The sequence below is a fragment of the Amycolatopsis sp. NPDC031561 genome (assembly GCF_055580625.1).
The window spans coordinates 300052-324067 of record NZ_JBVILA010000003.1; the positions used below are offsets into that span (position 1 = coordinate 300052).

The following is a 24016-nucleotide window of genomic DNA, read 5'->3' on the forward strand; positions in this document are numbered from 1 at the left end:
ACTCACGACCACCTCTCGCTAACGCGGGCGGGCCGGCGCGGTGGTCCCGGCGGGTACGGGCCACCGCACCGGCATCCCCTGGTGGACGCCGGTCATGAAGCGCTGCCAGATGTCGCCGGGGATCGTCTTGCCGGTCAGCTTCTCCCCGGCCGCGTCGCGCATCCGGCGCGGCTCGTCGGAGCCGACCCAGACCGCCGTCGCGAGCTGCGGCGTGTACCCGGCCGCCCAGCCGGCGGCGTTGTCGTCGGTCTCGTTGTACTGGAGGTCGCCGGTCTTCAACGCCACCGGACGGTCCTTCAAACCGGTGGCGAGCACCTGACTGACCGTGCCGGCGATCCGGCGGCTCAAGGCCTCGTCGTCCTTGAACGCGGGCGCCTTGTCGGATGGCCGTTCCCAGACGATCTCGCCGTTTTCGTCCCGGATCTTCGACACCAGATGCGGAGTGGCGCGCATGCCGTCGGCGGCGAAGGTCGCGTAGGCCCCGGCCATGTCGCTCGCCCGCAACGGATACCGGCCGACCGCGATTCCCGGGCCGATCAGGAACCCGTCCTTCTCGCGCAGGGTCACCTCGCCGTCGACGGCTTCGGGGATCCCCGCCGCACGGGCACCGTCGCGGACCGCTTCCGCGCCGAGTTTCTTCGCCAGCTCGACGAACGGTCCCCGAGCGCCCCGCGCGATCGCCTCGCGCAGCGTGCACTTCCCGCCCTCGCCGCAGTGGTCCTGGAACTTGAAGGTCTCGCCGAGGAAGTCGACCTGCCCTGGCGACTTCAGCGGGGCGTCGACGTCGACTCCTCGCTCGATGCCGGCGGCGAGGGTGAACGGCTGGAAGGCCGAGCCGGTGCCGTACGGGGTTCCGGCGTAGTCGTGCACGCTCCAGCCGCCGCCGTTGTAGGCGCGGATGGCGCCGGTCCCGGGTTCGACGGCGACCAGCGAGGCCCGGAAGTGCTCCGGCTGGCCCTGTAGCCGCTCCTTGAGCACCTTCTCGGCTTCAGCCTGGGCGCGCGGGTCGATGGTCGTCTCGACCTTCATCGCGCCGCCGCGGAGACGGTCCAGTGGGTAGCCGATCTGCTCCAGCTCGGCGAGAACCCGCTGCTTGAGGTGGTACTTCTCGAAGGTGACGCGACCGGCGCGGGTCTCCGACGGCGCCTGGATCGCGTCCTCCGGATAGGTCATCGAGACCGCTTCGGCCTGACCGAGATAGCCCCGCGTGACCAGCTTGTTCACCACGTAGGACCAGCGCTTCATGGCGTGCTGGTGGGTGGAGGCGTACGGGTCGTGCACCGACGGCGACTGGATCATCCCGGCGAGGAAGGCCGCCTCGCTCCAGGTGATCGAGTCGTCGAGCTTGCGACCGAAGTAGGCGTTCATCGCCGAGGCCGGGCCGTAGGTGCCTCGGCCGAAGGAGATGATGTTGACGTAGCTCTCGAAGATCTCTTTCTTGGTCTGCTGCTGGGTGATCTTCGTGGCGAGAACCAGTTCCGAGAACTTGCGGGTGAGGGTGGCGTCCTCGTTGCCGGTGGACTTCTTGATGTACTGCTGGGTGATCCCCGAGCCGCCGCCGACGCCGGTCACCAGCGCGCGGCCGAGGCCGGTGAGGTCGAAGCCCTCGTTGTCCCAGAAGGTCGGGTCCTCGGTCGCGACGATCGCGTCGCGCAGCTTCGCGGGGATGGCGTTGTAGGGCACGAACAGGCGGTCGCCGCCGGGCGGGATCACCTTGAGCAGCTCGGATCCGTCCGTGTTCTGCAGGACGACGGTCTTGTCGAGGTCGGCGAGCACCTCCTCCGGGCTGCGGACGTCGAGCAGGACGTACGCGATCCCGAACGCGGCCACCGGGATGCCGATCAGGAGGCCGAGCGACCAGGCGGCGATCCGGCGCCACCTGCGTTTCTTCCCTTTCGGCTCCGGGGTGGCCGTGGTTTCCGACTCGGGTGCGGTTTCGTCATCCGGGTTTTCCACGCCAGGTAAGACGCCCGAACGAGTGAAAAGGTTGTGGGAAAATCACCTATTCGTGTCCTGGGCCCTCTCCGCGTTTCGTCCTCTAATTGCGGTACTTGCGTGTGCAACTACCGCAACTAGAGGACGAAACGCGGGCGGAGGGGGTCAGGCGAGGAAGGCGCGAAGCAGCGAAGCGGTGCCTTCGACGTGCTCGGTCATCGCCCGGCGGGCGGCCTCGGAGTCGCCCGCGAGGATCGCGTCGACGATGGCCTCGTGCTGGGCGTTGGAGTGCTCCAGGTTCGGTTCGAGCAGCGGGATCATGTCGAGCAGCTGGTTGACCCGCATCCGCGCGTCGGCCATCGCCGTGGTCAGCGAGCCGGACGCGGTGACCTCGGCGATCGCCAGGTGCAGCCGCGAATCCTTGCGCCGGTAGTCGCCGACGTCGGCCGCTGCGGCCTCGGCGAGCGTACTGGTCAGGTGCTGCCGGTCGGCCGGGCTGAGCGAGCGCGACGCCGCCATCTCGGCCGCGCCGGTCTCCAGGACGTGCCGGAGGCCGAGCGCGTCCTCCAGGGTGGCGTTGTCGACCTTCCGCCCGTCGGCGGCGGGCGGATCGGGCAGGACGTCGTTGACGAACGTGCCGCCGTAGCGACCGCGCCGCGATTCGACATAGCCGGCGTCGGCCAGCGCGCGGATCGCTTCCCGCAGGGTCACCCGGCTGACGCCGAGCCGCTCGGCGAGCTCGCGCTCCGAAGGCAGCCGTTCTCCCGCGCCGACCACGCCCAGCCGGATCGCCTGGAGCAGCCTTTCGACGGTCTCCTCGAAGGCGTTGCCCGCGCGCACCGGGCGGAACAGCGCGTCACCCGCGTTCGCGACCGTGCTCGACTCCACCCTTCGAGTTTAGGCCGCCCGCAAGTCGTCCTCTTGTCGCGGTACTTGCACACGCATGTACCGCGACAAGAGGACGAAACGCGGGGGTGTCAGCACTCGATGACGTTGACGGCCAGGCCGCCGCGCGAGGTCTCCTTGTACTTCACGCTCATGTCGGCGCCGGTCTCGCGCATGGTCTTGATCGCCTTGTCCAGCGTCACGATGTGCGAGCCGTCGCCGCGCATCGCCATCCGCGCGGCGTGGATCGCCTTGGACGCGCCGACGGCGTTGCGCTCGATGCACGGGATCTGCACCAGCCCGCCGACCGGGTCGCAGGTCAGCCCCAGGTGGTGCTCGACGCCGATCTCGGCGGCGTTCTCCACCTGCGCGGGCGAGCCGCCGAGGACCTCGGTGAGCCCGGCCGCCGCCATCGCGCTGGCCGAACCGACCTCGCCCTGACAACCGACCTCGGCACCCGAGATCGAGCCCGTCTGCTTGAGGATCGAGCCGATCGCGCCCGCGGTGAGCATGAACGTCACGATGCCGTCGTCCGACGAACCCCGGATGAACCGCTGGTAGTAGTGCAGCACCGCGGGGATGATCCCGGCGGCGCCGTTGGTCGGCGCGGTGACGACGCGGCCACCCGCGGCGTTCTCCTCGTTGACCGCCAGCGCGTACAGGCTCACCCAGTCCATGGCGTACAGCGGATCGCCGACACCGTCTTCGGCGAGCAGCTTCTCGTGCAACGCCTTGGCCCGGCGAGGCACCTTAAGACCGCCAGGCAGGACGCCTTCGTGCTCGCAGCCGTTGTGCACGCACTCCACCATGACCTGCCAGATCTCCAGCAGGCCCTCGCGGACCTCCTCGCGCGTACGCCAGGAGAGTTCGTTGCGCAGCATGATCTCGCTGACCGGCAGCCCGGTGTCTTCGCAGTGCTTCAGCAGATCCGCGCCGGTGCGGAACGGGAACTCCAGCCGCGTCGAGTCCTCGACGACGACAGTGTCGGTCTCGTAGGACTCGTCGCGGACGAAGCCACCGCCGACGGAGTAGTAGGTGCGCTCGCGCAGCACCTTCCCGTCGGCGTCGAACGCGCGGAAGATCATCCCGTTCGGGTGCGCGGGCAACGACTTCCGCCGGTGCATGGTCAGGTCGGTGTCCTCGGTGAACACGATCTCGTGTTCACCGCGCAACTTCAGCAGGCACGCTTCCCGGATCTCGGCGACCTTGCCGGGCACCGAGTCGGTGTCGATCTCCTCCGGACGCTCCCCGGACAGCCCGAGCAGCACGGCCTTGTCGCTGCCGTGCCCGAACCCGGTCGCGCCCAGCGAACCGAACAGCTCGGATTGGACCCGGGTCGTGGCGGGCAGGTCGCCGTCTTCGGCGAGGCCGTCCACAAAGGTCAGTGCGGCACGCATCGGACCCACCGTATGGGAGCTGGAGGGGCCGATCCCGATCGAAAACAGGTCGAAGACGCTGATCGCCATTGATCTGCCCTCCTTCCTATCTGGCCAGCAGTGAGCTGGCTTCTTGGGCCGCGGGCCCTTCGGCGGCGAGGTGGGCCAAGTTCTCCGACAGCGCTTCGCCGCGGTGGGCCTTCGTCTGCGCGAAAAGACGCCCGGCCCGATAAGACGAGCGTACGAGCGGCCCGGCCATCACGCCGGCGAAGCCCATCGCTTCGGCTGCCTTCGAATGCTCGACGAACTCTTCGGGCTTGACCCAGCGGTCCACCGGATGGTGCCTCGGCGAAGGACGCAGGTACTGGGTGATCGTCAGGATTTCGCAGCCCGCGTCGACCAGGTCCTTCATCGCCGGAGCCACCTCCTCCGGAGTCTCGCCCATGCCCAGGATCAGGTTCGACTTCGTCACCAGACCGGCCTCACGGGCCCGCGTGATGACTTCCAGCGACCGCGCGTAGCGGAAGCCGGGGCGGATCCGCTTGAAGATCCGCGGCACCGTCTCGACGTTGTGCGCCAACACCTCCGGCCGCGAACCGAACACCTCGGCCAGCTGATCCGGATCCGCGTTGAAGTCCGGGATCAGCAGCTCGACACCGGTGCCGGGGTTCAGCGCGTGGATCTGACGCACGGTCTCCGCGTACAACCACGCGCCGCCGTCTTCCAGATCGTCCCGCGCCACACCGGTCACCGTCGAGTAGCGCAGGCCCATCGCCTGCACCGACTCCGCCACCTTGCGCGGCTCGGTCGTGTCCAGCGCCTCCGGCTTCCCGGTGTCGATCTGGCAGAAGTCACAACGCCGCGTGCACTGGTCCCCGCCGATCAGGAAGGTGGCCTCACGGTCTTCCCAGCACTCGTAGATGTTGGGGCAACCGGCCTCCTCACACACGGTGTGGAGGCCTTCACGCTTGACCAGGCCCTTGAGCTCGGTGAACTCGGGGCCCATCCGCGCGCGGGTCTTGATCCACGGCGGCTTCTTCTCGATCGGCGTCTGCGCGTTGCGGACTTCGAGCCGGAGGAGCTTGCGACCTTCGGGTACAGCGCTCATCGGTTGAGGTCCGCGTACAACGGGTGCTTCTTCGCCAGCAGTTCGACCCGGGCGGACAGCGACTGGCGCAGGGCCTCGTCGAAGTCCGGGCGCAGCGCCTCGGCGATGATGTCGCCGACCTCGGCGAAGTCCTCGGCGCCGAAGCCGCGGGTCGCCAGCGCGGGCGTGCCGATGCGCAGGCCCGAGGTGATCATCGGCGGGCGCGGGTCGAACGGGACGGCGTTGCGGTTGACCGTGATACCGACCGAGTGCAGCCGGTCTTCGGCCTGCTGACCGTCCAAAGTGGAGTTGACCAGATCGACGAGCACCAGGTGCACGTCGGTGCCGCCGGTCAGCACGCGGACACCCGCTTCGGCGCAGTCCGTGCGCGAAAGGCGGTCGGCCAGGATCTTCGCGCCTTCGAGGACGCGCTGCTGACGCTCGCGGAACTCCTCGCTCGCGGCGACCTTCAGCGCGACGGCCTTGGCGGCGATGACGTGCTCCAGCGGACCGCCCTGCTGGCCGGGGAACACCGCCGAGTTGATCTTCTTGGCGAGTTCCTGACGGCACAGGATGATGCCGCCGCGCGGGCCGCCGAGGGTCTTGTGCGTGGTCGTGGTGACGATGTCGGCGTAGGGCACCGGGCTCGGGTGCAGCCCGGCCGCGACGAGACCGGCGAAGTGCGCCATGTCGACCATGACCTTCGCGCCGACCTCGTCGGCGATGCGGCGGAACTCGGCGAAGTCGAGCTGACGCGGGTACGCCGACCAGCCGGCGATGATCAGCTTCGGCTTGTGCTCCTTGGCGAGACGCTCGATCTCCTCGACGTCGACGATCCCGGTCTCTTTGTCGACGTGGTAGGCGACGACGTTGTAGAGCTTGCCGGAAAAGTTGATCTTCATCCCGTGGGTCAGGTGACCGCCGTGGGCGAGGTCGAGACCGAGGATGGTGTCGCCGGGGTTGAGCACGGCGACCATGGCGGCGGCGTTGGCCTGCGCGCCCGAGTGCGGCTGGACGTTGGCGTGCTCGGCGCCGAAGAGGGCCTTCGCGCGGTCGATCGCCAGCTGCTCGATGACGTCGACGTGCTCACAACCGCCGTAGTAGCGGCGGCCGGGGTAGCCCTCGGCGTACTTGTTGGTCAGCACGGAACCCTGCGCCTCGAGCACGCCCACCGGGGCGAAGTTCTCCGACGCGATCATTTCCAGGGTCGACTGCTGCCGGTCGAGTTCGGCGGCGACGGCCACGGCGACCTCGGGGTCCACCTCGGACAGGCTCGCGTTGAACACGGAAGCGTTGGTCATGGATCAGCTCTCCTGGGTGAGCACGGCGTAGGCCTGGGCGTCGAGCAGGGCGGGCACGTCGCCGGACAGACGCACCTTCAGGAGCCACCCTTCGGCGTACGGGTCCGAGTTGATCAGCTCGGGGGTGTCCGTTGTGGCCTCGTTCACCTCGACGACCTCGCCGTCCACGGGCGCGTACAGCTCGCTGACCGACTTGGTCGACTCGACCTCGCCGAACACCTCGCCCGCGGTGACGGTGTCGCCGACCGAGGGAAGCTGGACGAACACGATGTCACCGAGCGACTCGGCGGCGAAGGCGGTGATGCCCACGGTGGCGACGCCGTCGACGACGTTCAGCCACTCGTGTTCCTTCGTGTACTTCAGGTCCTGGGGGATGCTCATGATCGGAAAAGGGCCTTTCAGGCGCGGGAGTAGAAGGGCAGGGCGACGACCTCGACGGGCTCGATACGGCCCCGGATGTCGACGGAAAGCTCGGTGCCGGGCTCGGAGTGCTCCCGGTCCACGTAGGCCATGGCGATCGGGTAGCCCAGGGTCGGCGACAGGGCGCCGCTGGTGACCTCGCCGATCTCGGTCTCGCCCGCCAGGACGGAGTAGCCGTGACGCGGCGCGCGGCGGCCGGAACCCTTGAGGCCGACGCGAACCCGGGGAACGTCCTTCTTGGACAGCTCCTCCAGCGCGGCCTTGCCGACGAAGTCGCCCGGCTTCTCGAACTTGACGACGCGGCCGAGGCCGGCCTCGAACGGGCTCAGCTGGAGGCTGAGTTCGTTGCCGTACAACGGCATTCCGGCTTCGAGACGCAGCGTGTCGCGGCAGGCGAGACCGGCCGGGAGCAGACCGTGCGGCTCGCCCGCCTCGGTGAGGATGCGCCAGACGGCGGGAGCCTCACCGGCCGGGACGTACAGCTCGAAGCCGTCTTCGCCGGTGTACCCGGTGCGGGCGAGCAGGACGTCGTGGCCCTTCACGACGGCCGGGACGCTCGCGTAGTACTTGAGCGCGCCGAGGTCGGCGTCGGTGACCGCGCCGAGGATCTCGACGGCCTTGGGGCCCTGGACGGCGATCAGCGCGACGTCTTCGGACTTGTCGTCGACGACGGCGTCGAAGCCGGAAACCCGCGCGGCCAGCGCCTCCGCGACCACGGCGGCGTTGCCCGCGTTGGCCACGACCAGGAACTTCTCGTCTTCGAGGCGGTAGACGACCAGGTCGTCGAGCACGCCGCCGGTCTCGTCGCAGATCATCGTGTAGCGCGCCCGGCCCGGCTTGACGCCGGACAGGTTGCCGACCAGCGCGAAGTCGAGGACGTCGGCGGCCTGCGGGCCGGTCACCTCGATCTCGGCCATGTGGGACAGGTCGAACAGGCCCGCGGTCTCGCGGACCGCCTTGTGCTCCGCCAGCTCGCTGCTGTAGCGGATCGGCATCGACCAGCCCGCGAAGTCGGTGAACAGCGCACCCAGTCCTTTGTGGACTCCGTGCAGGGACGTCTCTTTCGACATCAAGTGCCTCAGTTCTCGTAGGCGTTGAGCGGCGGGCAGGAGCAGACGAGGTTACGGTCCCCGCGCGCACCGTCGATGCGGCGCACCGGGGGCCAGTACTTGGCCTTGCGGTTCACTCCGGCGGGGTACACCGCCAGTTCGCGGTCGTAGGGCAGGTCCCAGTCGCCGACCAGGGTCTCGGCGGTGTGCGGGGCGTTGCGCAGCGGGCTGTTGTCCGCGGCCCACCGGCCCTGGGCGACGGCGTCGATCTCGCCGCGGATGGCGATCATCGCCTCGATGAAGCGATCGATCTCGCCGAGGTCCTCGGATTCGGTCGGCTCGACCATCAGCGTGCCCGCGACCGGGAACGACATGGTCGGTGCGTGGAAGCCGTAGTCGATCAGGCGCTTCGCGACGTCGTCGACGCTGACACCGGTCTCCTTGGTGAGGCCGCGCAGGTCGAGGATGCACTCGTGGGCGACCAGGTCGTCCTGGCCGGTGTAGAGCACCGGGTAGTGCTGGTTCAGGCGCTTGGCCACGTAGTTCGCGGCGAGGACGGCGACCTGCGTCGCGGCGGTGAGCCCGCCCGCGCCCATCATGCGGACGTACGCCCACGAGATCGGCAGGATCGACGCCGAGCCGTACGGGGCGGCGCTGATCGGGCCGACGCCGGTCGAGGGACCGGCCTTCTCCAGCAGCGGGTGGTTCGGCAGGTACGGCGCGAGGTGCGCGCGCACCGCGACCGGGCCGACGCCGGGGCCGCCGCCACCGTGCGGGATGCAGAAGGTCTTGTGCAGGTTCAGGTGCGAGACGTCGCCGCCGAACTCGCCCGGCTTCGCCAGGCCCAGCAGGGCGTTGAGGTTCGCGCCGTCGACGTAGACCTGGCCGCCCGCGTCGTGGACGATCTTGGCCAGCTCGTCGATGCCGTTCTCGTACACACCGTGCGTGGACGGGTACGTGACCATGATCGCGGACAGCGTTTCGCGGTTGGCCTCGACCTTGGCGCGCAGGTCTTCGAGGTCGACGTTGCCCTCGTCGGTGCACTTGACCACGACGACGCGCATGCCTGCCATCACCGCGGACGCGGCGTTCGTGCCGTGGGCGGACGACGGGATCAGGCAGACCTCGCGCTCGGCCTGGCCGTTCGCGTGGTGGTACGCGCGGATCGCGAGCAGACCGGCGAGCTCGCCCTGGCTGCCCGCGTTCGGCTGCAGCGACACCTTGTCGTAGCCGGTGACCTCGGCGAGCCAGGTCGACAGCTGCTCGACCAGCACGTGGTAACCCTCGGCCTGGTCGGCGGGGGCGAACGGGTGGATGCCCGCGAACTCGCGCCAGCTGATCGGCTCCATCTCGGTGGTGGCGTTGAGCTTCATCGTGCAGGAGCCGAGCGGGATCATGCCGCGGTCGAGCGCGTAGTCCAGATCGGACAGGCTGCGCAGGTAACGCAGCATCGCGGTCTCGGAGCGGTGCGAGTGGAAGACCTCGTGGGTGAGGTACTCGCTCTCGCGGCCGAGTCCGGTGGGCAGCGCGCGGGCGTCGGCGGCGGTCGTGTCGACACCGAAGGCGTTGAGCACCTTGGCGATGATCGCGGGCGTGGTGACCTCGTCGACGGCGATGCGGACGTGGTCGGCGTCGACCGGGCCGAGGTTGATCCCGTTCTCGCGCGCGACGGCGACGACCGCTTCGGCCTGGCCGGGCATGCGGGCGAGGACGGTGTCGAAGAAGCCCTCGTGGACGACCTCGACGCCACCGGCGCGCAGCGCTCCGGCCAGCCCGGCGGCGAGCTCGTGGACGCGGGTCGCGATGCGCCTGAGGCCGTCCGGACCGTGGTAGACCGCGTACATCGCGGCGAGCACGGCGGGCAGGACCTGGGCGGTGCAGATGTTGGAAGTGGCCTTCTCGCGGCGGATGTGCTGCTCACGGGTCTGCAGCGCGAGGCGGTACGCGGGGTTGCCGTCGGCGTCGACCGAGACTCCGACCAGGCGGCCCGGCAGCGAGCGCTCGAGCCCGGTGCGGACGGCCATGAACCCGGCGTGCGGGCCGCCGTAGCCGAGCGGGACACCGAAACGCTGGGTGGATCCGGCGGCGATGTCGGCGCCGAACTCACCCGGCGCGGTGACCAGCGTGAGGGCGAGCAGGTCGGCGGCGACGGTGTACAGCGCGCCGGCGGCCTTCGCGGTCTCGGAGATGGCGGAGTAGAAGCCCGCGCCGCGCAGCACGCCGGAAGCACCCGGGTACTGCACGACGACGCCGAAGAACTCCTCCGGCAGGCCGGTGAGCAGGTCGCGGACCTCGACCTCGACGCCCATGGCCTCGGCGCGGGTGCGGACGACGGCGATGGTCTGCGGCAGGCACTCGGCGTCGAGGACGACCTTGTTGGACTTCGCCTTCGACGCGCGGCGCATCAGCATGACGGCCTCGGCGACGGCGGTGGACTCGTCGAGCAGGGAGGCGTTCGCGGTGGCGAGACCGGCCAGCTCGGAGACCATGGTCTGGAAGTTGAGGAGGGCTTCGAGACGGCCCTGCGAGATCTCCGGCTGGTAGGGCGTGTACGCCGTGTACCAGGCCGGGTTCTCCAGCACGTTGCGGCGGATGACCGCCGGGGTGACCGTGTCGTGGAAGCCGAGGCCGATCATCTGCGTCATCGGCTTGTTGAGCGCGGCGAGCGCGCGAAGTTCGGCGATGGCGTCCTCTTCGGACGCGGCGGGGGGAAGCTCGAGGTCACGGGTGACCCGGATCGCGGACGGCACCGCGGCCTGTACCAGGGCATCGAGGCTGCCGTAGCCGACCTCGGCGAGCATCTTGGCCTGCTCGGACTCCGAGGGGCCGATGTGCCGGTCGTCGAAGGACGTACTGGTCAAGGGAGCTCCTTCAATCAGGCGCCGGATAGACCGGTGCGCTGGGAACTCCCCCTCTGTCATGGCACCTGAGAGTTTCACCGCCCGTGAAGAGGACGGCTTTCACCTTGGGTGAGGCGCACTTGCGCGCCTGCTTTCCAGAGTGGCCTCGCGGAAGCGGTAGTGGGTACCTGAGAGATTCCGGGGAGTTTGCTCCTTCGGTGCCCCACCACGTTCGTGGGGGCTCTCCCGCTCCAGCTCAACGGCCCGATCTGCAGTTGTGCGCACACCGTACCTGGCGTGTTCGGCGCGCGTCTACTGCTGGCCGGGCACGTCACTTCTCCCGTTCGCCCGGACACCCGACGTGCCCGGGCCGTCGGGCCTGGCTAGGCGTTCTCCATCATCATTTCGGCGGTGATGGTGCCGCAGAGCTCGGCGCAGCGCATCATCATGTCCGCGGCTTCGGCGAGTTCGGCGTCGCCGGTCTTGGCGCACTCCTCGGCGCACATGCGCATCATCTGCGAAGCCAGGCCGCACATCTTCGCGCACATGCGCATCATCTCGAGGTCGGCGATCATGGCCGAGCAGCGCATCATCATGTCGGCGCTCATCCGCGACATGTCCGCGCAGGTCACCATCATCATCCCGAGCTTGGCGCCGCCGATCTCCATGCAGCGCGTCATCATCTCCTCGCACCTGACGTGGCACTCGTTGCACAGGTCGATGCAGTCGCGCATGGCGGTGCTCATCTGCCGGGTCATCCTGGGGGCCTCCGCGCTTCTGGGATCGCGGAACCGTGCGGTTCCGCGATCCCAGAACTACCGTGCAGGCCAGAGGGCCGCCATCCCAACCACCGGGACGAGTGAGAGCGCCGCAAGTAGTCGACTACTTGCGGGCTTACAGCGGGGTGACGTAGGCCCCCGAGATCCCGCCGTCCACCAGGAACTGCGACGCCGTGATGAACGAGGCGTCATCGCTCGCCAGGAAGGCGACCGCGCCCGCGATCTCCTCCGGCTCCGCGAACCGCCCGACCGGCACGTGCACCAGCCGCCGCGCGGCCCGCTCGGGGTCCTTCGCGAACAGTTCCTTCAGCAGCGGCGTGTTCACCGGTCCCGGGCACAGCGCGTTGACCCGGATGTTCTCCCGCGCGAACTGCACACCCAGTTCCCGGCTCATCGCCAGCACCCCGCCCTTGGACGCGGTATAGGAGATCTGCGACGTCGCCGCGCCCATCACCGCGACGAACGACGCCGTGTTGATGATCGAGCCCTTCCCCTGCCGCTGCATGTGGGGCAGCACCGCCTTGCAGCACAGGTACACCGAGGTCAGGTTGACCTTCTGCACCTTCTCCCACGCGTCGATGCCCGTGGTGAGGATCGAGTCGTCCTCGGGCGGGGAGATACCGGCGTTGTTGAACGCGACGTCGACCGAGCCGAAGGTGTCCACAGTGGTCTGGAACAGGGCCTCGACCTGCTCGGCGTCGGTGACGTCGGCCTGCACGAACAGGCCGCCGACCTCGTCCGCCGCCGCTTTGCCCGCCGCGGCGGAGATGTCGCCGATGACGACCTTCGCGCCCTCGCTCGCCAGCCGCCGCGCGGTGGCGAGGCCGATGCCGCTGCTGCCGCCGGTGATGACCGCGACGCGGCCTTCGAAACGCTGCACCATTTAATCCTCCGTGCTGATGAAAACGTTTTTGGTCTCGGTGAAGGCGTCGACAGCGTCCGGGCCGAGCTCCCGGCCGAGCCCGGACTGCTTGAACCCGCCGAACGGCGTCCAGTACCGGACGGACGAATGCGAGTTCACCGAAAGGTTCCCGGCCTCGACGCCGCGCGCGACGCGGAAGGCGCGGCCGACGTCGCGGGTCCAGATCGAGCCGGACAAGCCGTACTCCGTGTCGTTGGCCATGGTGACCGCGTCCGCCTCCCCGTCGAACGGGACGACCGCGACGACCGGGCCGAAGATCTCGTCCGAGGCCAGCGGATGCCGCAGGTCCGGCGGGGTGACGACGGTCGGCGGGAACCAGTTGCCCGGCCCCAGCGGCGCGCTCCCCCGGAACGCCACCGGCGCGGCGTCGTCCACATAGGACGACACCTTCGCGTGGTGCCCCGCCGAGATCAGCGGGCCCATCTCGGTCACCTCCAGGCGGGGGTCACCGACGACGACGCCCTTCACGGCGGGTTCCAGCAGCTCCATGAACCGGTCGTACACACTCGCCTGCACCAGGATCAGCGACCGCGCGCAGCAGTCCTGCCCGGCGTTGTCGAACACCCCGTACGGCGCGGTGGCCGCGGCCTTCTCCAGATCGGAGTCGGCGAAGACGATGTTCGCGTTCTTGCCGCCGAGTTCCAGCGTCACCCGCTTCACCCGCGCGGCACAGCCCGCCATGATCTGTTTGCCGACCTCGGTCGAGCCGGTGAACACGACCTTGCGCACCGCCGGATGGTCCACGAACCGCTGGCCCACCACGGATCCCTTGCCGGGAAGCACCTGGAAGACGTCCGCGGGGATCCCGGCCTCCCTGGCCAGCTCGCCGAGGCGGATCGCGGTCAGCGGGGTGAGTTCGGCCGGCTTGAGCACGACGGTGTTCCCGGCGGCGAGCGCGGGCGCGAAACCCCAGCCCGCGATGGGCATCGGGAAGTTCCACGGCACGATCACCCCGACCACGCCGAGCGGCTCGTGGAACGTCATGTTCACCCCGCCGGGCACCGGGATCTGCTTGCCGATCAACCGTTCGGGCGACGCCGAGTAGTACGTCAGCACGTCGCGGACGTTGCCCGCCTCCCAGCGCGCGTTGCCGATGGTGTGGCCCGCGTTGGCGACTTCCAGCTGGGCGAGGTTCTCGATATCGGCGTCGACGGCGTCGGCGAACCGGCGCAGCAGCCGCGCCCGGTCGCCGGGGGCCACCGCGCGCCAGGCGGGGAACGCCGCCTGCGCACGGGCGATCGCCGCGTCGGTCTCCTCGGCCGAGGTCAGCGCGACCGACCGCACCACCTCTTCCGTGGCGGGGTTGATCACCTCGAACACCGGCGACGTGTTCCCTCCCTCGGAGGCGGCGTCGTAACCCGTCATGCGCGCTCCTTCGCAGCTGTTACGAGTGCCTTGAAAAGCCTTATGTCGTCGAGATTCTGCTCTGGATGCCATTGGACACCGAGTACGAATCCGTCGCCGGGCAGTTCCGCCGCCTCGATGGTCCCGTCGGCGGCCCAGCCGACCGGGACCAGCCCGTCGCCGAGCTTGTCGACGGCCTGGTGGTGATAACACGGCACCTTGGTCTCGGTGCCGAGGATCGACGCGGCCCGGCTGCCCTCGGCGAGAGTCACCGTAGTGGTGCCGAAGGTCGCGGGCGCGGGCTGGTGATCCTTGGTGTCCAAAGTGTCCGGAAGGTGCTGGGCGAGTGTCCCGCCCAGCGCGACGCTGAGCACCTGCAGCCCGCGGCACACGCCCAGCACCGGTTTGCCACTGTCCAAAGCGGACCGAAGCAGCCCGAACTCGAACGCGTCCCGGTTCGGCCTGGTGTACGTCGTCGCGTGCTGCTCCTGGCCGTAGCGCGCCGGTTCGATGTCGGCGCCGCCGACCAGCACGAGACCGTCCACGGCGGACACCAGCCTGTCGTGCGCCTCGCTCACCGGCGGCAGGAGGACCGGGATCCCGCCCGCCGCGACGATGCCGTCCACGTACACACGGTGCAGCAGGGCCGCTTCGGTCTCCCACACCAGGAACTTCGCGGGCTCCAGATAGCAGGTGAGCCCGATCAAGGGCTCAGAGACGTTCGAAGCCACGGATCCTCTCCCAGTCGGTGACGGCGGCGTCATACGCGGTGAGTTCGACCTTCGCCGCGTTCAGGTAGTGGTCGACGACCTCGTCCCCGAACGCGGTCCTGGCGAGCTCGCTCCGGTCGAGCAGCGCCGCGGCCTCGCGCAACGTCGTCGGCACGGTCGGCTTGTCGGAACCGTAGGCGTTGCCCTGGAACTCGGGCTCCAGCTCGAGTTCGTTCTCGATGCCGTGCAACCCGGCCGCGATCAGCGCGGCCACCGCGAGGTACGGGTTCACGTCGCCGCCGGGGACCCGGTTCTCGGTGCGGAGCGACTCCCCGTGCCCGACGACGCGCAGCGCGCACGTGCGGTTGTCGGTGCCCCACGCGACCGCGGTCGGCGCGAAGCTGCCGGGGACGAAACGCTTGTAGGAGTTGATGTTCGGCGCGAAGAAGTAGGTCAGTTCACGCAATCCGGCGAGCTGCCCCGCGAGGAAGTGCTCCATCAGCGGGGAGAACCCGCCCGGCCCGTCGCCCGATAGGACGGCCTCGCCCGCCGTGGAGCGCAGGCTGATGTGGATGTGGCAGGAGTTGCCCTCGCGTTCGTTGTACTTCGCCATGAACGTGAGGCTCTTGCCCTCCTGCGCGGCGATCTCCTTGGACCCGGTCTTGTAGATGCTGTGGTTGTCGCACGTGGCCAGCGCCTCGGCGTAGCGGAACGCGATCTCGTGCTGGCCGGGGTTGCACTCGCCCTTGGCCGACTCGACGTACAGCCCCGCGCCGCCCATGTCGTTGCGGATCCGGCGCAGCAGCGGTTCGATCCGCGAGGTGCCGAGCATCGAGTAGTCGACGTTGTACTGGTTGGCCGGGCGGAGGTCCTGGTACCGCTTGTCCCAGGCCGACTCGAAGGTGTCGTCGAAGACGATGAACTCCAGCTCGGTGCCGACGTGGGCACTGAGACCGAGGGCGGCCAGCCGGTCGAGTTGCCCGCGCAGGACCTGCCGCGGCGACGGGGCCACGGCGCCGCCCTGCACCCGTTCGAGGTCGGCGAGGACGAGCGCGGTGCCCTCCTGCCAGGGGAGCAGGCGGAGCGTGTCGAAGTCCGGTCGCATGACGAAGTCGCCGTAGCCGGTCTCCCAGGAAGACATCGCATAGCCGTCGACGGTGTTCATGTCGACGTCGACGGCGAGCAGGTAGTTGCACGCTTCGGTGGCGTGCTCGACGACCTCGTTGAGGAAGTATTCGGCGGCGCAGCGTTTGCCCTGCAGCCTGCCCTGCATGTCGGTGATGGCCACCAGCACCGTGTCGACGGTGCCGTCCTCGACGAGTTCCCGGAGCCGATCCAGTGTGAGCATGCCGCGCCTGTTCGCCATCAGCCTCACCTAAAGGTTCGAAGCGGTACCTTTGCGGCTTCTTCCTACCGGGTCAGCCGAACCCGGTCAACTCGACCAATGGTCTGATCGGCTACCCATTGCGGACTGTAGTTGATCCCTGGGCGGATTGTCTGTGATGCCCGGCTGAGAAGATGCTGTGAATCCCGCCGGACGGGAGGAGATCCGTACCTCCGGAACGTTGTACGGATCAAGAGAGGTGAGAAGGAATGACACAGGCATTCACGCAGCAGACCACGTTCACCGAGCCCCAAGGGCGGGCTCAGCTTCCGACGCTGCCCAGCGGGTGGCCGATCGGCTCCTACGAGTCGTACTCCGATGCGCAGCGTGCGGTCGACCACCTCGCGGGAACGGACTTCCCGATCACGGACGTCACCATCGTCGGTGTCGAACCGATCCTGGTCGAGCGGATCGCCGGGCGGATGGGCTGGAGCAAGGTGCTGACCAGCTCGGCGCTGTCCGGCGCGATGTTCGGTGTGTTCCTCGGCCTCGTGCTGAGCCTGCTGAACCCGGGCGCCGGACTGGTGCCGATCCTCGTCGGCCTCGTCGGCGGTATCGGGTTCAACCTGCTGTTCGGCGCGCTGGGGTACGCGTCTTCGAAGAACAAGCGCGGGTTCATCTCGCAGAGCCAGCTGGTCGCCCGGCGCTATGACGTCCTGGCCCAGCCGCGCAACGCCGAGAAGGGCCGCGCCCTGCTGGCCGACCTGGCAGCCAGGAGCGCGTTCATCCACTGAGCCTGATGTGTCATGAAAGGGGCTTTCAGGACGTTTTTCGTCCTGAAAGCCCCTTTCATGACGTCCGTTACGGGGTCAGGCGGTGCAAGTCCCGCGGGAAGAGCGTCGCCTGCCGGACGTTGGGCAGCCCGAGCACCCGGGCGGTCCAGCGTTCGAGCCCGAGCGCGAACCCGCCGTGCGGCGGCATCCCGTGCGCGAAGACGGCCAGATAGTCGCGATACGGCTCGGCGGACTCACCCCGCGCCGCCAGCGCGGCGAGATAGTCGGCGTGCCGGTGCAGCCGCTGGCCACCGGTCACCAGTTCCAGCCCGCGGAAGAGCAGGTCGAAACTGTTCGAGTACTCCGGCCGTTCCGGGTCCGGATGGGTGTAGAACGGCCGCTTCGCCATCGGATATCCCGTGACGAACAGGAATTCCGACCCGTGTTCGCGCAGCGCCCAGTCCGAAAGCAGCCGTTCGTGCGCGGGCGCGAGGTCGGGCTCGCCGCGCGGGTCTTCGCCGGACAGCCGCGCGATCAGCCCTTGAGCGTCCGCGAAGTGGATCTCCGGGATCTCCCCGGGCACCACGACGCCGGTCTCCGGGACGGCGGCGGCCATCCCCGCGACCACCTCCCGCAGCACGGCCATCACGTCGTGGTGGCCGTCGATGAAACCGAGTTCGGCGTCCAGGCTCGTGTACTGCGCGAGATGCCGCGCGGTGTCGTGCGGTTCGGCGCGGAAGACCGGCCCGACCTCGTAGACCCGCTCGAACACCCCGACCAGCGCTTGTTTGTAGAACTGCGGCGATTGCGCGAGGAACGCCCGCTCGCCGAAGTAGTCGATGCCGAAGACGTTCGCACCGGATTCGGTCGCCGACGAGACGATCTTGGGCGTCTGGGTTTCGGTGAACCCGAGACCGTCGAGCGCGGACCGGAATCCGGCGACGCTCGCCGCCGCGATCGTGAACGCCTCCTTCAGCCGCGGATGCCGCAACGCGACGGCGGCGTTGTCCAGCACCGTGGGCAACGTGGCCCGCGGTGACGGCCGGTAGAGGTCGAACGGGGGCGGCTCGGCCGGTTCGGACAGCAGCCCGACCGCCGGCTCGGTGAGTTCCAGGCCGCCGGGTGCCTGGGGATTGGCGGTGACGAGGCCTTCGACCTCGACCACGGTCTCCTCCGGCGGGCCGCCGGGTTCGGCGAGGACCACCTGGGCGAGTCCGGAGCGGTCCCGGATCACCAGGAAGGTGACGGATTTCAGGCGGCGCCGGCGGTGCACCCAGCCGGCGATGCGGACACGGCCGCCGACGTGCCGGGGCAGGTCGGCGACGAGGACACGCGAGATCATCACAACTCCTGTACGGATTGCGCGACCCCTTGGGAGTGCGGGCGAGAAGGGAACTCGCGGTACCACCGCACTTTCGCCGCCGCCCTGGACGAGCGGCGGCCTCGAAGGCCCGATGACGGGGGCCGGACGGCGGGGCATGGGGCGCGAACGCCGTTCCTCCCCGCACTCGGGAGGGTCTTCACCGAAGGGCGCGAGGCCGCCTTCCCAGCTACCGGCGGCTCTCTGGGTCTCGCGTGCTCCCCTGGCTACTCGTCTCCGTCAGCGTGTTGCCCCGGAGGTTACGACCTCCGGGGCACTGCTCGCATCCGTGTTTCGGTCAGGGGGCGACCAGGTCGAACCAGTTGAAGTTCTCGATCATCTGCCGCGTGGTGCCGATGTACTGCGGTCCGGTGAGCTCCCACCGCTCGACGAACCGGAAGGTGCCCGGCTCCAGGCTTTCGTCGACGCCGGTGTCGGGGTCGTCGGTGACCGGCCGGTACTCCCAGATCGTCTTCTTCTCCAGCGTGACGTCCAGCAGCTGGTACTCCGACTGCGTGCCCAGGTAGCCCGGCGCCTTGTGGTCACCGGCGCGGCCAGGGTCGGACAGCTTCAGCTGAACGGTGTCGCCGTTGAACGAACCCTTCGCCGCGACCACGGTGACGATGTGCCCGCCGGAGCGCTGCAGGCTCCCCCATGGTCCGGCCTTGTAGCGGCCGTAAGCGATCTGGAGCGGGCCTTCGTTGAGCTTCTTCGCCAGTTCGCCGGAGAAGTCGGCCGTGCCCGCGGTGCTCACGTTCCCGGTCGAGGACGTCCAGCCCGCGTCCCGCGCCGGTTTCGTGGCGATGGTCCAGGCCTTCTGAAGGTTGCCGAGCGTCGTCTTCCCGTCGTACTTCGCGTCGACGCCGATCCGCCCGATCGAGTTGGTGATGACGTTGTAGTCGGCCGGATCCTTCGGGTCGAGCTGGCCGACTCTGGTCGTCACCCAGCCGACGGGCGCGTTCTTCACATGGCCCCAGTAGTGCAGGACGTTATACAGCGAAGCCGGTCCGCAGTACGCGTTGCCGTCGTTCTCCAGTCCGGCGCGGAACTGGTCGACGTCGCTGACCCCGCACTGTTTGACGTCGAAGTCGGCGCCGGTGACGTCGGTGGCCTTGACGCAGGGGGCGGGGGTGCCGATCTTGTCCGCCGCGGCGGTACCGGGGAGGGTGGCGACGGCGGTGAGGGTCGCTGCGGCGGTGAGGATCAGGCTGCGGATCATGGCTCCTACCTTCGGGTTCGTCCGGCTCGGTAGGTAAAGACTGATCTTCGCGACCCCCCGAACGCATGAGGGGAGATCCCTCAACTCTTTCGGGCTCCGGTCTGGGGGTCCCTCACGAAAGGACTCGCGCCAGCTCTCGCCGTCCGGCGATGCCGAGCTTCGTGTAGATCCGTCCGAGGTGGTTCTCGACCGTCTTCGGGGTGACGAAGAGTTCCTGCGCGATCTCACGGTTCGCGCGTCCGGACGCCGCCAGATCCGCGACCCGGCGTTCGCTGGCGGTCAGCGAGGACGGGCCCGCGAAGACCATCCGCCGCGGCCGGTCCCCCAGGGCCTCCAGCGCTTCGACGGCGCGGGTGCGCAGCACGACCGACCCGCATTCGGTGGCCAGTTCGATCCCGCGGTTGAGCGGGGTCCGCGCGTCCGTGCGGCGCCGGGCGACCCGCATCGCCTCGCCGAGGTCGATCAGCGAACGGGCGAGATGCAACCGGGCCGGGGAGCGCTCCAGCACCCCGACCGATTCGGCCAGCAGGTCCAGCCGCCGGTCGCCGTCGGCGTGCGCGAGCAACCGCAACGCGGCGCCGATCTCCGTCGTGGTCCCCCACTTGCGCGCGATGATCACCTGTTCCTCGGCCAGTTCGAGGGCGTGGTCCGATTCGCCGAGCAGCATCGCGGCGCGTACCGCGGGGACCCGCCACGGGATGGTCGGCGGGTCGACCCCCGCCGCGAGCATCTCGTCGCGCTGCAGGAACGCCTGCGTCCTGGCGAGGACGGGATTGCCGATGGCGAGCGCGATGAGCGCGCGGGGCTCGTGCAGCCACATCGTCGGCATCATGCTCGGACCGTCGCCGTGGTCACTGTCGAACCGCGCCAGCACCTCGGCCGCGGCTTCGAGGTCACCGCGTTCCATCGCGGCGTAGGCCAGGAAATGGGTCGACGTCGCCCGGAGCGCGACCACCTGGGGCAGGGGCTCCTCGGCACCGATGGCGGCGAGCGCGCCCTCGGCTTCGGCCTCCATGACACTCACGTTGCCCAGCCGCCAGTTGAGGAACAGCGCCGCGTTGGCGACCATCGCGAACTCGACGGGCGAACCGTGCGCCCGCACCCGGCGGCGCGCGCTCTCGATCTCCCGGCGGGCCTCGTCGATGCCGTCGGCCGAGATCAGCGCGAGCATCGCGACCACCCAGCCGACCATCACGTCGATGCTCCCGGTGGCGTCTTCGAAGTACGCGCCGTGAGACAGCGCGCGACACGCGGTCGCCGCGACCTCGTCGGCGGGCCGGACCTCGTACCGGCCCATCTGCGCGAGCAGGCCGAGCAGGGTGCGCTCGTCGGGGGTGCCGCCGCTCAAACTCGCGTACGCGCGCAGATGATCCGACGCCACGCCGCGGTGGTGCGGCAGGAACGAGCGGATCACCGCGAGCCGCGCTTCGAGATGCATCCGGCCGGGGTCACGCGGACCGCCGGGGCGGGCGGCGATCGCCCCGAGAAGCTCGGCGACGGCGGCTTCGGGTCCGTCGACGACCGCCGTGGCCGACGCGGCGGCCGCGACGAGTTCGGCGTCGGGAACGCCATCCGCCGCTACGAGGAGTTGTTGCCGCGCTTCGGCCGCCTCGCCCGTGCGGAGCAGCGCGCGGCCGAGTTCGGCCCGCAACGCCGCGTCGTCCGGGGTCTCGTCGACGGCCCGGCGCAGATGGGCGGCGGCCGTCCTCGGGTCACCCGCCGCGAGCAGCGCGGCCGCGGCCTTGCGCAGGATTTCGGCCGCGTCCGGCAGGGTGCCTCTCGGCGCCTGCGCGAGATGAGCGGCGACGCGGTCCGCCGGGGCTTTCGCCGCGCGCAACGCCTTCGCGGCGGCGCCGTGCAGTGCCGCACGGGCGATCGGGCCCAGATCGGCGAGGACCGCCTCACGGACGACGGGATGGACGAAGACGAGATGGTCACCGTCGCCGGTGAGCACGTTGGCCGAGGTCAGCGCCTCGACGGCGACCGAGAGCCCGGCGGCGTCGAGCTTCGCCAGCGCTCCGGCCTGCCACGGATCGCCGCCGGTGCCCAGGATCGCGACGGCTCCGGCCAGCCCGACCGCCTCGGCGGGCATCCTGCCCAGCGCCGCGCGGAAAACGGTGCTGGGGCCCAGTTTCCCGACCTGGCCCGCGGTCGTGTCGGTGTCGAGGGGCAGCCCGAGCGCGTCGAGTTCGTCGACGAGAACCCTGGCCAGGAAAGGATTTCCGCCGCTGGCCGCGTGCAACGAGGTGACCACGGCCCAAGCCGGGACCACCCCTCGGACGGCCATCAGTTCGGCGAGCGCTTCGAGCGAAAGCGGCTTCGGCAGGACTCGTTCCGCCTGCCGCGAGACGCTCAGATGCGCCAGCGGTCCGGCGTTCTCCGCGGGCGGGCGGGTCGCCACCACGAGCACGATCGGCAGGTCGACGATCCGGCGGGAGAGGTAGACGAGGAACTGCAGCGACGAATGGTCCGCCCACTGCGCGTCGTCGACCGTGATCAGCAGCGGCCGGGTCGACGAGAGATCGACCGCGACCCACCACAGCGCGTGCAGTGTCCTGCCCAGTTCGGCCTCGCTCGGGTCTGCGGCCGCGGCGTCGAGCGCCCGGAGCGCGTCGCCGGAGGGACCGGCGAGGATCTTTTCGCGGACCTCCCCGCTGTAGCGCGACACCGAACGCTCGACCATCTGACGGACGACGCCCCAGGCCATCGCCCCTTCGAGCGCGTCGCCGACCGCTTGCAGCCGTCCGAAGCCACGGCCTTTCGCCAGCGCGCGGGTCTCCTGGACCAGCCGGGTCTTGCCGATCCCCGCCCGGCCTTCGATGACCACCACCCGGCCCTCGCCCGCCAGGGCGGAATCGAGTGCCGCTTCGATCCTCCCGAGTTCGCGCCCGCGTTCGAGGGTCGGTTCGTCGTGGTTCATCCGGTCAGGCGCTTGAGCCGGTCAGGATCGCGCAGCGGCTTCCCGTGCCCGAACAGGACCAGCCGCGGCCGGAGCCCGGCGAGGCGCCGCATCGACTCGCGGTTCAGGTCCGCGTCCCAGGTGAGGAAGTCCGGCGGGGCGGTCAGCCGCCCGATGTGGAAGAAGACGTCGCCGCACAGGAGGACGCCGTCGCTCTCCCGCCAGAGCGCGATATGCCCCGGCGAATGCCCGGGGACGTCGAGCACCGTGAACCCGGCGACGTCGTCCCCCTCTTTCAGGGCGCGGCCGACGGGGTGGGGGTCGGGCATCTTCATCCGGGAAAGCAGTTTCGGGATCCGGCCCGGCGCTGTCGCCGGTGTCGCCGTCTCGATCGCCTGGACGTCCTTTTCCCCGGCCCACAAGGGGATTCCGAACTCCTCGCACAGGGCGTGGCTCGACCCGAAATGATCCGGATGGGCGTGGGTGACGACGTGCGCGCTCAGTGCTTCCCCGGCGAGCTGTCGGGAGACCCGCCGCCGTGCCCCGGGCGTGCCGGAGTCCACCAGGACGTCCTCCACCAGATAAACGTTCATCAGGTGCGGCGGACGGCCGAGGAGTTGCCGTACTCCAGGGGCCAGTTGACGCATCCGAGAATGGTAGCGGTCACGGGGCGGGGCGAAAGGGCTCCAATGGGTCACGTTCCGCTCGGAATCGCGGCTTGGCGCGGTTCCGGGTCGTCCGGGCGTACGCTTCCGGCGCGCAAGAGCGTTCGCCATTGGTCCGTGTCATGGCTCGCGACGTCGGTTCCGGTGAGGAATTCACGCAATACGGCGAGAAAGCGTGCGGGATCACTCAAATACGGGAAATGTCCCGCGCCTTCGAAAACGACCAGCCTGCTGCCCGGCATGGCCGCGTGCGCGACGCCGGCGTGCGCGCTGGGCACGACGTGGTCTTCGGTGCCCCAGACGAGCATCGTCGGGATGCCCGCGGTGAGGTAGCACCGGTCGAGCAGGTTGACCACCTGGCCGCGCCAGTCGACGACCGAGCGGAGGGTGCGCAGGAACGCCTGCCGCGTGGGCGCTTCCACCAGCCGGACGTACTTGCCGAGCACGTAGTCCAGATCCTCGCCGAGCCCGAACCCGCCCGCCTGGCGCAGCAGCCCGCGAAAGGCGCGGAGGCCGAGCCGGACCGGCGCCGAACCGACGACCGGGAGCAGGAAACCCGCGCCCGGCGCGGCGGCCAGCCGCAGCAAGGGATGCACACCGGGCCCGATTCCGCCGGAACCGACCAGCACCAGCCGTTCGCACCGGTCCGGGAATTGGTAGGCGAATTGCATCGCGACCCCGCCGCCGAGCGAATGCCCGACGACGCTGACCTTGTCGACGCCGAGCACGGAAAGCAGGTCGCGCATTCCGCACGCGTACGCGGCGACCGAATAGTCGGCGCGGGGTTTCGCGGATTCCCCGTGTCCCAAGAGATCCGGGGCGATGACGGTGAATTGCCCGGACAACGCGGCGAGGACGTCGAGCCAGGTCGAGGAATCGTCGCCGATCCCGTGGACGAACAGCACGGCCGGACCGCGCCCGGCCATCCGGTATGCGCGTTCGTAGCCGTGGACGACCTTTTTGCGCGGGGCGAGATCTTCCACACCGGTCAGCACCCGATCAGTGCAGCAGCGGGATATTCTGGGCACGTTTCGGGCCGGTTCGCTTCTCGTTACGTACGGGGGGTCGTGAGTGGTACCGGAAGGTGGTCGCCTGTAGCGGGGGGGGGGGGGGGGGGAGGGGGGTGGG

The 24016-nt window shown here is 69.5% G+C and carries 19 protein-coding genes and 1 riboswitch; of the genes, 1 reads left to right on the plus strand and 18 read right to left on the minus strand.

The window, feature by feature from the left end; all coding sequences use genetic code 11:
* Positions 1–18: 18 nt before the first annotated feature.
* The 13 genes from ACZ5IK_RS10550 to ACZ5IK_RS10610 all read right to left on the minus strand — a co-directional run bounded on the left by ACZ5IK_RS10550 (position 19) and on the right by ACZ5IK_RS10610 (position 16014).
* A complete protein-coding gene (locus ACZ5IK_RS10550; protein ID WP_465487479.1) occupies positions 19–1956 on the minus strand; it encodes a transglycosylase domain-containing protein in 1938 nt (645 codons plus the stop codon).
* A 144-nt stretch (positions 1957–2100) separates the two neighbouring features.
* Positions 2101–2823, minus strand: a complete 723-nt coding sequence (locus tag ACZ5IK_RS10555) for a FadR/GntR family transcriptional regulator (RefSeq protein WP_101609768.1) — start codon at positions 2821–2823, stop codon at positions 2101–2103.
* 89 nt (positions 2824–2912) lie between these two features.
* Entirely contained in the window at positions 2913–4286 is a 1374-nt protein-coding gene (locus ACZ5IK_RS10560; RefSeq protein ID WP_465487480.1) for an L-serine ammonia-lyase, read from the minus strand.
* 16 nt (positions 4287–4302) lie between these two features.
* The gene (lipA, locus tag ACZ5IK_RS10565; RefSeq protein WP_101609770.1) at positions 4303–5304 is read right to left on the minus strand and encodes a lipoyl synthase; all 1002 of its coding nucleotides are present in this window, start codon (positions 5302–5304) and stop codon (positions 4303–4305) included.
* Complete coding sequence (glyA, locus tag ACZ5IK_RS10570) at positions 5301–6584, minus strand: serine hydroxymethyltransferase (RefSeq protein WP_465487481.1); 1284 nt, start codon at positions 6582–6584, stop codon at positions 5301–5303. Before glyA ends, lipA begins: the two co-directional genes overlap by 4 nt.
* Positions 6585–6587: 3 nt before the next feature.
* Complete coding sequence (gene gcvH, locus ACZ5IK_RS10575) at positions 6588–6965, minus strand: glycine cleavage system protein GcvH (RefSeq protein ID WP_101609772.1); 378 nt, start codon at positions 6963–6965, stop codon at positions 6588–6590.
* A gap of 17 nt (positions 6966–6982) precedes the next feature.
* Positions 6983–8074: a glycine cleavage system aminomethyltransferase GcvT gene (gcvT, locus tag ACZ5IK_RS10580; protein WP_410602732.1), complete on the minus strand. Its 1092-nt coding sequence runs from the start codon at positions 8072–8074 to the stop codon at positions 6983–6985.
* 8 nt (positions 8075–8082) lie between these two features.
* The gene (gcvP, locus tag ACZ5IK_RS10585) at positions 8083–10914 is read right to left on the minus strand and encodes an aminomethyl-transferring glycine dehydrogenase (protein ID WP_465487482.1); all 2832 of its coding nucleotides are present in this window, start codon (positions 10912–10914) and stop codon (positions 8083–8085) included.
* A 43-nt stretch (positions 10915–10957) separates the two neighbouring features.
* A riboswitch (glycine riboswitch) is annotated at positions 10958–11062 on the minus strand.
* 214 nt (positions 11063–11276) lie between these two features.
* Positions 11277–11651: a four-helix bundle copper-binding protein gene (locus ACZ5IK_RS10590; protein ID WP_465487483.1), complete on the minus strand. Its 375-nt coding sequence runs from the start codon at positions 11649–11651 to the stop codon at positions 11277–11279.
* A 136-nt stretch (positions 11652–11787) separates the two neighbouring features.
* Positions 11788–12555: a 3-oxoacyl-ACP reductase gene (locus ACZ5IK_RS10595; RefSeq protein ID WP_465487484.1), complete on the minus strand. Its 768-nt coding sequence runs from the start codon at positions 12553–12555 to the stop codon at positions 11788–11790.
* Positions 12556–13959 carry an aldehyde dehydrogenase family protein gene (locus tag ACZ5IK_RS10600; protein ID WP_465487485.1) on the minus strand — a complete coding sequence of 468 codons (1404 nt, stop codon included), beginning with the start codon at positions 13957–13959 and terminating at the stop codon, positions 12556–12558.
* The gene (locus ACZ5IK_RS10605) at positions 13956–14669 is read right to left on the minus strand and encodes a gamma-glutamyl-gamma-aminobutyrate hydrolase family protein (RefSeq protein ID WP_465487486.1); all 714 of its coding nucleotides are present in this window, start codon (positions 14667–14669) and stop codon (positions 13956–13958) included. The genes ACZ5IK_RS10600 and ACZ5IK_RS10605 overlap by 4 nt, the downstream gene beginning before the upstream one ends.
* A complete protein-coding gene (locus tag ACZ5IK_RS10610; protein WP_465487487.1) occupies positions 14650–16014 on the minus strand; it encodes a glutamine synthetase family protein in 1365 nt (454 codons plus the stop codon). The genes ACZ5IK_RS10605 and ACZ5IK_RS10610 overlap by 20 nt, the downstream gene beginning before the upstream one ends.
* Positions 16015–16241: 227 nt before the next feature.
* On the opposite strand from ACZ5IK_RS10610, the gene ACZ5IK_RS10615 reads away from it, so the two are divergent.
* Positions 16242–16766, plus strand: a complete 525-nt coding sequence (locus tag ACZ5IK_RS10615) for a YflT domain-containing protein (protein ID WP_465487488.1) — start codon at positions 16242–16244, stop codon at positions 16764–16766.
* Between the two features lie 67 nt (positions 16767–16833).
* On the opposite strand, the gene aspS is transcribed toward ACZ5IK_RS10615, so the two are convergent.
* The 5 genes from aspS to ACZ5IK_RS10640 form a co-directional block, all read right to left on the minus strand.
* Positions 16834–18087: an aspartate--tRNA(Asn) ligase gene (gene aspS / locus ACZ5IK_RS10620; protein WP_465487489.1), complete on the minus strand. Its 1254-nt coding sequence runs from the start codon at positions 18085–18087 to the stop codon at positions 16834–16836.
* A 316-nt stretch (positions 18088–18403) separates the two neighbouring features.
* The gene (locus tag ACZ5IK_RS10625) at positions 18404–19324 is read right to left on the minus strand and encodes a hypothetical protein (protein WP_465487490.1); all 921 of its coding nucleotides are present in this window, start codon (positions 19322–19324) and stop codon (positions 18404–18406) included.
* A gap of 112 nt (positions 19325–19436) precedes the next feature.
* Positions 19437–22244 (minus strand): helix-turn-helix transcriptional regulator, encoded by a 2808-nt coding sequence (locus tag ACZ5IK_RS10630; RefSeq protein WP_465487491.1) that lies wholly within the window; start codon positions 22242–22244, stop codon positions 19437–19439.
* Complete coding sequence (locus ACZ5IK_RS10635) at positions 22241–22870, minus strand: MBL fold metallo-hydrolase (protein WP_465487492.1); 630 nt, start codon at positions 22868–22870, stop codon at positions 22241–22243. The genes ACZ5IK_RS10630 and ACZ5IK_RS10635 overlap by 4 nt, the downstream gene beginning before the upstream one ends.
* Before the next feature lie 47 nt (positions 22871–22917).
* The gene (locus ACZ5IK_RS10640) at positions 22918–23814 is read right to left on the minus strand and encodes an alpha/beta fold hydrolase (RefSeq protein WP_465487651.1); all 897 of its coding nucleotides are present in this window, start codon (positions 23812–23814) and stop codon (positions 22918–22920) included.
* Positions 23815–24016: the final 202 nt, after the last annotated feature.